Source organism: Collinsella aerofaciens, from assembly GCF_015560135.1.
Lineage (GTDB): Bacteria > Actinomycetota > Coriobacteriia > Coriobacteriales > Coriobacteriaceae > Collinsella > Collinsella aerofaciens_AN.
The window spans coordinates 21,689-32,255 of the sequence record NZ_JADMRH010000005.1; the positions used below are offsets into that span (position 1 = coordinate 21,689).

The 10,567-nt window shown below is 61.3% G+C and carries 7 protein-coding genes; 6 read left to right on the forward strand and 1 reads right to left on the reverse strand.

Going from position 1 to position 10,567, the window contains the following annotated elements; genetic code table 11:
- Positions 1-62: 62 nt before the first annotated feature.
- Entirely contained in the window at positions 63-1,538 is a 1,476-nt protein-coding gene (gene gltX / locus I2H19_RS03450; protein WP_195621285.1) for a glutamate--tRNA ligase, read from the reverse strand.
- A 294-nt stretch (positions 1,539-1,832) separates the two neighbouring features.
- On the opposite strand from gltX, the gene metK reads away from it, so the two are divergent.
- The 6 genes from metK (at position 1,833) to I2H19_RS03480 (ending at position 10,500) form a co-directional block, all read left to right on the forward strand.
- A complete protein-coding gene (gene metK, locus I2H19_RS03455; RefSeq protein ID WP_195621287.1) occupies positions 1,833-3,113 on the forward strand; it encodes a methionine adenosyltransferase in 1,281 nt (426 codons plus the stop codon).
- A gap of 343 nt (positions 3,114-3,456) precedes the next feature.
- Entirely contained in the window at positions 3,457-5,064 is a 1,608-nt protein-coding gene (sdaAA, locus tag I2H19_RS03460) for an L-serine ammonia-lyase, iron-sulfur-dependent, subunit alpha (protein WP_195621289.1), read from the forward strand.
- Positions 5,065-5,213: 149 nt separating this feature from the next.
- Positions 5,214-6,947, forward strand: a complete 1,734-nt coding sequence (locus I2H19_RS03465; protein WP_195621291.1) for a L,D-transpeptidase — start codon at positions 5,214-5,216, stop codon at positions 6,945-6,947.
- A 132-nt stretch (positions 6,948-7,079) separates the two neighbouring features.
- Positions 7,080-8,516, forward strand: coding sequence for an efflux RND transporter periplasmic adaptor subunit (locus I2H19_RS03470; protein ID WP_195621293.1), 1,437 nt, complete (start codon positions 7,080-7,082; stop codon positions 8,514-8,516).
- Positions 8,516-9,289, forward strand: coding sequence for an ABC transporter ATP-binding protein (locus I2H19_RS03475; protein ID WP_152068029.1), 774 nt, complete (start codon positions 8,516-8,518; stop codon positions 9,287-9,289). Before I2H19_RS03470 ends, I2H19_RS03475 begins: the two co-directional genes overlap by 1 nt.
- The gene (locus I2H19_RS03480; RefSeq protein ID WP_195621294.1) at positions 9,286-10,500 is read left to right on the forward strand and encodes an ABC transporter permease; all 1,215 of its coding nucleotides are present in this window, start codon (positions 9,286-9,288) and stop codon (positions 10,498-10,500) included. The genes I2H19_RS03475 and I2H19_RS03480 overlap by 4 nt, the downstream gene beginning before the upstream one ends.
- The last annotated feature ends 67 nt before the right edge of the window (positions 10,501-10,567 follow it).

A 10,567-nucleotide genomic window follows, 5' to 3' on the forward strand; every position in this document is an offset into this window, starting at 1 on the left:
CTACAGAAACAAGAGCCCCGCTCTGAGTGAACGGGGCTCGGATACATACGTTTGCGCAGCGATTACAGCACCATCGTGCGGGCGCGGTCAATGCGCGCCAGGCAGTCGTCACGACCGACGAGCGCCATGGTCTCGCCCAGCGGAGGGCTCACCATGTTGCCGCAGACGGCGACGCGCACGGCCTGGAACACCACGCGCTTCTTGAGGTCCATCTGCTCGGGCAGTGGCTCAAGAGCGGCGTCGATGTTGGCAGCCGTCCACTCGTTCACACCCTCGAGCGCGGCCTTGGCGGCATCCAGAATGGCACCCATGCCCTCCTTGGCCAGGCCCTTGTTGACGGACTTCTCGTCATACTCGAGCGTCTCGGCCGTAGCGAAGATGGGAGCGGCGACGGTCACGGCGTCGGCCGGCATCTTGGTGCGCGGCTTGACGATGGCGGCAAGCGCGTCGATCCAATCCTCGCCGTACTCGACATTGCCCTCGATGAGACCCGCCTCGTGCAGCTCGGGGACCATGATCTCGTCGGCAAACTGAGCATCGGACATGCCGTTGATGTACTCGGCATTGACCCAATCGAGCTTCTTGGGATCGAAGGTCGCCGGGTTCTTGGAGATGCGGTCGAGCGAGAACTTGCTGGCCAGGACATCGCGCGGGATGATCGTGGTCTCGCCGTCGAGCGACCAGCCGAGCAGCGCCAGGTAGTTGACGAAGGCATCGGACAGGTAACCGGCGTCGCGGTACTCCTCCACCGAGGTGGCGCCGTGGCGCTTGGAGAGCTTTTTGCCGTCGGCACCCAGGATCATGGAGATGTGGGCAAACGTGGGCACAGGCGCGCCGAGGGCCTCGTAGACCATGACCTGACGCGGGGTGTTGGACAGGTGGTCGTCGCCGCGGATGACATGGGTGATCTTCATCATGGCGTCGTCGACGACGGTCGCGAAGTTGTACGTGGGCGTGCCGTCGGAGCGGAAGATGACAAAGTCGTCGAGCTCCTTGGCGTCGAAGGTCACCTCGCCGTGGACGGCGTCGTGGATGACGACGTCGCCGCGGTCCTCGGGCACCTTGATGCGCAGGACGTAGGACTCGCCGGCCTCGATACGGCGGCGGGCCTCCTCGGGATCAAGATCGCGGCAACGACGTTGATAGCCCTGGAAGGGGTCCTTGCGCTCCTGAGCGGCCTTGCGGTCGGCGTCGAGCTGCTCCTTAGTGCAGAAGCAGGGATAGGCCTTGCCCTCGTCCCAAAGCTTCTGGGCAGCCTGCTTGTACAGGTCCAGGCGCTCGGTCTGGGCGTAGGGGCCAAAGTCGCCGCCCACCTCGGGACCCTCGTCCCAGTCCAGGCCCAGCCAACGCATGGCGCGCAGGATGATCTGCGTGTTCTCGTCGGTGGAGCGGGTGGGGTCGGTGTCGTCGATGCGCAGGATGAACGTGCCGCCGTTTGCGCGGGCGAAAGCCCAGTTATAGATAGCGGTGCGGGCGCCGCCGATGTGCAGCTTGCCCGTCGGTGAGGGTGCAAAGCGGACGCGAACGTCTGATGCCATGGAAATCTCCTCGATTGCAGGATGGATGTCTAACCGCACCAGTATAAAGCAACAAAGCAACCTCCGCACAAAAGGGCACCGACCTACTCATTGGGGACAGACTTAAATGACCAGTCTTTGGGCAACCTGTCAGCACTTAGGAAGGCTGGTCATTTAAGTCTGTCCCCAATGAGTACCCAATGACTAGGTGCGGAAAGGGTGTGAATGTTTGATTTACGCGCTATGATGTGCCATTGCATAGAGAGCCCGGCGGAATGGTAACGGTCGCCGGGACACGTTTTTGAAAGGACAATCATGTCAGAAGAACTTCGTTCCATCCCGCCCCAACACGGGTCCTTTGTTTTTACGTCGGAGTCGGTGACCGAAGGTCATCCCGATAAGATCGCTGACCAGATCAGCGACGCCGTCCTCGACGCAATCCTCGCCAAAGAAATAGAGCTGCAGGAGCAGGGCTACATCGCCCCCAACGGCGTGCCCGCCAACGTGGAGAACGTCCGCTGCGCCTGCGAGACCCTCGTGACCACCGGCACCGTCATCGTCGCCGGCGAGATTCGCACCCAGGCCTACGTCGACGTACAGGAAATCGCCCGCGACGTCATCCGCCGCATCGGCTACAACCGCGCCAAGTTTGGCTTTGACTGCGATACCTGCGGCGTCATGAGCCTCATTCACGAGCAGTCCCCCGATATCGCCCAGGGCGTTGACGAGTCCTTCGAGACCCAGACCGGCGCCACCACCGACCCGATCGACCTTATCGGTGCCGGCGACCAGGGCATGATGTTCGGTTATGCCTCCAACGAGACCAAGACCCTCATGCCCATGCCACACTACCTTGCCAGCCGCTTGGCCGAGCGCCTGGCAGCCGTGCGCCACGACGGCACCCTCGTCTATCTGCGTCCCGATGGCAAAACCCAGGTCACCGTGCGCTACGAGGATGGCAAGCCCGTCGAGGTCACGACCATCGTCATCTCCACGCAGCACGCCGCCGAGATCGAGGATATGGGCAAGATCAAGGCCGACCTCATTGAGCACGTCATCACCCCGGTCATGGCCGCCGAGAACATGCCGTGGGACAACGCGGACATCTACGTGAACCCCACTGGTCGCTTTGTCGTGGGCGGCCCCATGGGCGACACGGGCCTGACCGGCCGCAAGATCATCGTCGACACCTACGGCGGCTACGGCCGTCACGGCGGTGGCGCCTTTAGCGGCAAGGACTGCACCAAGGTCGACCGCTCCGCCGCGTATGCCGCGCGCTGGGTCGCCAAGAACGTGGTCGCCGCCGGTCTGGCCGACCGCTGCGAAGTTGAGCTTGCCTACGCCATCGGCGTTTCCAAGCCCCTCTCAATCATGGTCGACACCTTCGGTACCGCGCATGTTGCCGAGGACAAGATCGTCGAGGCCGTAGAGAAGACCTTCGACCTGCGCCCGGGCGCAATCATCCGCGACCTCGACCTGCGTCGCCCCATCTACGAAAAGACGGCAGCCTACGGTCACTTCGGCCGCGAAGACGCCGACTTCACCTGGGAGAAAACCGACCGAGTCGAAGAGCTCAAAGCAGCCTGCGGCCTGTAAGCTAACGGCAAAAGCTACAGCAAAGAAACAACGCACCAAAAGAAGTACCGGCTCCAACCGGTACTTCTTTTTTATTTAAAGGTGGTGAAGATGAGCCGACCTGGGACATGGAATAGGTCATAGGCCGATAAATTTCGCAGCAGAGCGACTCCAACCATGTATCCTAAGTTCCGAGGGCTTTGGTATTTGGTCGGTCGCGAGTTCCGCACGAGCCGGAGAGCACTTAATGTGCTCTCCGTGCGAGCAGGACTGCCCGAGCAGGCGACCAAATACCAAAGCCCTCGGAACGGCGGGACAGAGTATGCCTCGTCCCTCGGGACGACGGGATAGAACAGGAGCGCATATGGCAGGCAAGCCGCAAACACTAGCTACGACCTCGGCATTCGAGATCTTGGGCCCCGTCATGGTCGGCCCCAGCTCATCGCACACCGCCGGCGCCCTGCGCTGCGCCCAAGTTGCCGCCAGCCTGTTGGAAGGCCACATCACCAAAGTCACCTTTGGCCTGTGGAACTCCTTCGCCCACACCCACCGCGGCCACGGCACCGATCGTGCGCTCGTCGCGGGCATCCTGGGCCTCGACACCGATGACGAGAACATCAAGCAGGCCTTCGACCTCGCACGCGAGCAGGGCCTCGAATATCACTTTGACATCAAGGGCGACGACGCCTCCATCCACCCCAACACCGTCGACATCGACATGGTCGACGACACGGGCGCCACGGCACAGGTCCGCGGTGAAAGCCTCGGCGGCGGCAAGATGCGCATCAGCCGTATCAACGGCGTCGGCGTCGATATCTCGGGCATGTATTCCACGCTCTTCGTGGCTCACCAGGATGTCCCCGGCGTGCTCGCAGCGCTCACGAACCTGCTTGCCTACGCACACGTGAACATCGCCTTCTGCCGCACCTACCGCACCGAGGTGGGAGGCCAGGCCTATTCCGTCTTTGAAACCGACGGCGCTCCCGACGACACCGTCATCCCCATGCTGCGCAAGCTCGACAATGTCGATTACGCCACCTTTATCGAGCTCCCAGGCTCGGCCTCGTCGCTCTCCCCCGGCGTCTCGGCCAAAGAGATCTTCGACGACGGCGAGCAGCTGCTCGATGCGTGCGCCGAGCTCGGCCTGAATATTGGCGCCGTTATGGCCATGCGTGAGGCGCGTCTGACCGGCGAGGCCCATGCTATCGCAGCCATGCGCCGCGTGCTCGACGTCATGCGCGAAGAGACCACGGCCCCCATCGCCAATCCGCAGCAATCGCTCGGCGGGCTTATCGGCGGCGAAGCCAAACTCGTCGATGCCACCTGCCGCAACGATTTGAGCACAAGCCTAATGGGCCCCGTTCAGACCGATGCCGTGTCCCGAGCGATGGCCGTGCTCGAGCGCTCCGCCACCATGGGTGTGATCGTCGCCGCCCCCACGGCCGGCTCCGCGGGCGTCGTACCCGGCTGCGTGCTGGCGCTCGCCGATCGCCTCCAGCTCGACGACGAACAGGTCATGGATGCCCTCTACTGCGCCGCCGCCATCGGCCTCAACCTCACCACGAGTGCCTGCGTCGCCGGCGCCGAGGGCGGATGCCAGGCCGAGGTTGGAAGCGCTGCCGCCATGGCCGCCGCCGCACTGGTCCAGATGATGGATGGCACGCCCGAGCAAGCGCTCGATGCCAGCTCCATCGCGCTGAGCAACCTGTTGGGCCTCGTTTGCGACCCTGTCGGTGGCCTCGTGGAGGTGCCCTGCCAAAACCGCAACGCCATAGGTGTGGCCGCGGCCTTTAGCTCGGCGCAACTCGCCCTCGCCGGCATCAAGAGCCTGGTGCCGTTTGACCAGATGGCACACGTCATGCTCTCGGTGGGCCACGCCCTGCCTGCCACGTTGCGCGAGACGGCCAAGGGCGGCATCGCGCAGGCTCCGGCCGCACTTTCGGCCTGTGCAAAATGCGGCGTGTGCGGATAACGGCAAAGTATGACTCAAAGGTGGGACAAATGTCCCACCTCTTTTGAATGCCACCGTTTCCGTACCACAAACAGCAGGGCAATCGCTATAATGCAAGCCCAGTAAAAACACGATGAGCCATAAGGCGAAATTCGAAGGATATGCATACGATGTCGCAAAACGATCGAACTCAACTGATTCCCGATCCGCAGCAGCCGAGCAGGCACACCGGCGGCGTTCAGTCACCGCGTCCCATCGCGCCGAGTCACGGTCAGCAGCGCGGTGCAGCAAACGCTTCCCAACGCCCGAACCAACAGCGACAGCAGCGTCAACAACGTCAGCAGCGCCAGGCAAACGGCAATGCGCCCAAGCAGCCCCCCACGCACGCTCGAGGCGATCGCGGCCCCGCGCGCAAACCCGCCGGCAACAATAAGTCGGGCAAAAAAACGACGCTCTTTGTCGTCCTGGGTCTTATCGTCATTGTCTATATCGTTGGCATCGTAGCGTTTTCGCAGCTAGCCTACCCCAACACTACCATTGCCGGCGTCGACGTCTCGTTCTCCAACGCTTCGTCTGCCGCCACTAAGGTCAACTCGGCATGGAAGCACTATAAGCTCACCGTGACAGGCGATGACTTTAGCTGGACCTATCAGCCCGAGTCCGATGAACCCATCGTCGACGGTGAAGCTGCTGCAAAAGAAATCATCAACCACAACGAAGCCTTTATTTGGCCGGTCCGCCTTGTGGAATCCATAAGCGGCAAGACCAAAACAGCCGCTACCTCCAACGAAGTCGATCTTGATCAAGACGTCGACCTGTCCATGCTCTCCGACGCCTTTGACCAAAAGAAGTTTGAGAAGGATCTGGGCGCCGCCATCGACGAGTTTAACGAGGGGCGTTCGGGCACGTTCGAGGCCAATAGCTCCTATGACGAGCAAGCCGGCAAGTTTACCGTCGAGAAGGCGCGCTCCAACGAAAAACTCAACCGCGAGCATGTCATTAAGTATGCCGAACTCGAGCTTGCCTCGCTGGTCGAGACCGTAGATCTTTCCAAGCTCGGCAACGATGCCTATGAGCCGCTCAATGGAACGCTGACCGATAATCAGATTCAGGCCGCATGCGATGCCGCCAACAACTTCCTGGGCGTCAACGTGACCCTCAAGCTTAACGGCGAGGATGCCGGCAAGGTTGATGGCAGCTCCGTGTTGCAGTGGATCAGCTTCGCCGATCCGGCCAACCCCACGCTCGATACGTCGCAGATCAGCAGCTGGGCAGCCGAGCTCGCCAACGGCTTTAATACCGTTGGCTCCACTCGCTGGTGGACGCGCGCCGATGGCAAGCAGTGCGCCGTCGAAGGCGGTGACTTTGGTTGGTCCATCGACAGCAGCTCGCTCGCCAAGCAGGTCGAGGACGCCATTAACAACAAGCAGACCGGCGAAATCGAGATCAAGTACTCCCAGAAGGCCGACACCTTTACCGCAAAGGGAGAGCCCGACTGGAAGGCGTATATCGACGTCGACCTGTCCGAGCAGCACGCGCGCTACTATGACGAGAACGGTAATATCGTTTGGGAGGCCAACTTTATTTCCGGCAAACCGGGCGAAGACGCAACCCCCGAGGGCGTGTGGCAGATCAACAGCAACGACGGCGGCAGCACCCTGATCGGAGCCAAGGACCCCGAGACCGGTAAGCCCAAATACGAAAGCCCGGTGAGCTACTGGATGCCGTTTGAGGGCAATATGATCGGCTTCCACGATGCCACCTGGCAAAACGACAAGAGCTTCGATAATGCCGAGTCGTACAAGTGGTGCGGCAGCCACGGTTGCATCAACCTGCGCCTGGCAGACGCCAAGGCACTGCACGACTGCATCAAAGTCGGCCTGTGCGTGGTTGTCCACTCATAGTGCAACGCGCGCATTCCTACAACGTGGAACCGCTGCGACCAATCTAACAGTTCCGAAAGAAACCGTTCTATGCGCCCACCCCAACCGGTGGGCGCATATACTTATCAAGGTTCTTTCTATAAAGGAGACGCTATGCCGAATGTCCCCACCATCACCCCGGGCCCGGATGATACCGAGCACACGCCCGAAGGTGCCACCGAAACGATTCCTCTGATTACAAACGCACACACCGACAAGCAGAGCGGACGCGCGAACGATACGGCCGAGATTTCCGATGAAGAGGCATATGCCAAGCTCAAGGCAAAACGCGCCGAACGTCGACGCAAAAAGCTGATTCGACGCGGTATTGCCGCCGGCGTCGTGGGTGCCATCGCGCTCATTGCCATTGTCGCAACCCTGGTTATCAATGCGCAGCCACAAGGCGCTAGCGGGCCTGTGACCGACATGGTGACCGAGGGCACGTTTAGCTCAACGGTCGAGGCGAAAGGCCAACTCAAACCCATTTCGTCCTCAGTGGTCTCCCCTTCTGTCGACGGCACGGTCGATTCGATCAACGTGCAGGCAGGCCAATCCGTCAACGAGGGCGACGTGCTTATGACCATTAAAAACGACGAGCTCGATCGCAACGTTGCCGAGGCGCAGCGTGCAGTTGCAGCCGCTCAGGAAGACCTCGCCAACGCACAGAAAGCCGCAGCCGCCGCGCAGGCCACCCCAACGACGGACGTCGATGGAGCTTCCGCAGCGGCTGACGTCTCCGCCGCATCAGCGGACACGAACGCCGTATCGGCCGCGCAGCGCAGCCTCGCATCGGCCCAGGCAAACCTCGACCAGGCGAACGCCAAGGCCGCCAGTCGCACGGTCACGGCCCCGAGCTCGGGTAGCATCGTGGAGCTCAACGCCAAGGTGGGCGCCACGGTAACAGGCGGCATGATCATGGGCGAAAGCGATACGAGCGGCGGCAAGCAATGCATGCAGATCGCCGACCTATCCAAGATGAAGGTGACCGTGCAGGTGGGCGAAAAGGACATCGCCAAGATCGCCGTTGGGCAGAGAGCCAACGTCACGTATCCCGCGTTTCCCGATATCGTGAGCCAGGGAACCGTCACGGCCATCGCGTCGGTGGCAAACTCCGACGCCGCAAACGGTGGCGGCGGCAACGTAACCTTTAACGTCGACATCCTCATCGAGGCACCCGACGCGCGCCTGAAGCCGGGCATGACGGCCGAGGTATCGGTGGTGACCGAGCAGCTCGACGACGTGGTGATGGTGCCGACGATGGCGCTCATGACCGAAGACGGCGAACACTATTACGTCAACGTGGCAACCGATGACGAGGGCAAGCAAACCCATCGCGTGAAGGTGGCCGTCGTGACACAAAACGACAACGAAGCCGTAGTCGGCAAGACACAGGTCAAGCGCGACGACCAGGGCAACGAGATCAACCCTGACGTGCCGGTTACCAAGCTGCGCGATGGCGACACCCTCGTCATGGACACCGGAGCGGACGCAACGGCTGACGGCGGCTACAGCGCGGATTCGGGCAGTATGACTGCCGATGAGGACATGTAATGCGTCCCGTTATCGACATTCGCAACGTGCACCGCATCTTTGAGAGCGAGGCAGGTTGCGCCCACATCCTGCACAACGTGAGCCTTGCGGTAATGAGCGGCGAATTCGTCGCTATCACTGGCCCCTCGGGCTCAGGCAAATCAACGCTCATGAACATCCTGGGCTGCCTGGATAAGCCGACGGCGGGCGACTATTACCTGCAAGGGCTCAACGTGGCCGAGCTCGATGATGACGAGCTGACCGAAGTTCGCGCCCTGAGCATTGGCTTTGTCTTTCAGAGCTTCAACCTGCTGCCGCGCCTCTCGGTTATCGAAAACGTCATGCTGCCGCTGGCCTACACCAATGTGCCCCGTAGCCAGCGCGAAATGCGCGCCGTCCACGCCCTGCAAGCCGTCACGCTGCCGGTCGACCACTGGGACCACCGCATATCAGAGCTCTCAGGCGGACAGATGCAGCGCGTCGCCATCGCGCGCGCCCTCGTCAATGACCCGCCCATCATTCTGGCCGACGAGCCGACGGGAAACCTGGACTCCGCGACTGGAGCGCTTGTGATGGAGACCTTCCATAAGCTCCAGGAGCGCGGCAAAACCATCGTTCTTATCACACACGACCCCGGCATCGCCGCCGAAGCCGACCGTGCCGTGACCATCCGCGATGGTCGCATTCACGACGGCGCGTATATTCCACATGCACCGCAGACCCTGCGCAGCGCCGTAGATAGCCTGCCCATGATTTCCGCCTCCGCCAACCCGCCGAAAGGAGTGGTGGCATGAGCGCCCGCGATCTCATCCAGGAAGCCCTTCACTCGCTCGAGGCCAACAAGGGGCGCAGCCTGCTCACCATCCTGGGCATTGTCATCGGCATCGCCTCGGTTATCGCCATGACCTCACTCATCGGCGGCATCCAAAACACCCTGGTCAACAGCCTGGGCCTCAATGCGGCACGCATGGTGCAAATCTATTCGTCGCAAGAACTCACCGAGTCGGACATCGAGAAGCTTCAAAAGCTGGTGCCGCAGATAGAGCAGATCGGCATTGTCGACAGCGCGTATACCGAGTACAAGACCGGCGATAAAAGCTATACCGTCATGGCGCAGGGTGTCGATAGCGACATGCTCGACGCCGTGGGGGCCAGCAAGCTCGTTGCGGGGCGCATCTATTCCCAGGCCGAGTCCCAATCAGGCTCGCGCGTGGCGCTCATCAGCCGCAGCGGCGCCGATCAGCTGTACGGCAACGAACAGGATGCGCTGGGGAAAACCATCAAGGTGTCCAACGGCGAGGTGCAGATTGTCGGCGTGATTGATGGCGGCAGCGACTCCATGGGCTCGCTCACGCTGTATATGCCACGCGAAACCATCTCCGGGCTGTTTGGCGACGAGAATCCTTCATTCCCCAGCGTGACGGCACTCGCCGCCGAGGGTACGGACATGGATGAGCTTTGTAAGACCATCGAGTCCAAGGTGCGCGCGATGAAGGGCATCGCGGAGGATGATGAATACGACAGTGTATCGGCGACCTCCATGAAAAGCGCTATCGATGCACTCAACTCCTTTATGAGCGCGTTCTCGCTCATCATGGGTGCTGTCGCCAGCATCTCGCTGCTTGTCGGCGGTATCGGCATTATGAATATGATGCTCACCAACGTGACTGAGCGCATCCGCGAGATCGGTATTCGCCGTGCCCTGGGCGCCAGTCGTCGCGATATCACCGCGCAGTTTTTGGCCGAGTCCTCGGCGCTGTGCGTCACCGGCGGACTGTTGGGTGTCCTGATTGGCTATCTGCTGGCATGGGGACTCACGTTCTTTGCCGCAAGCTCGGGCATCATGAGCGAGTTTGGAGCTACCGGGACGATCACGCCAAGCTTCTCCATTACGACAGTGTTGATCGCGTTTGCCGTATCGGTCGGCATCGGCGTAATCTTTGGCTTCTACCCCGCTCGACGCGCGGCAAAGCTCGACCCGGTGGAGTGCCTACGCTACCAGTAAGCCACCACCAACAAGTTGCGGTGAATTAGGGACTGAATATGCTATCTAGTAGCAAAACAGACACTAT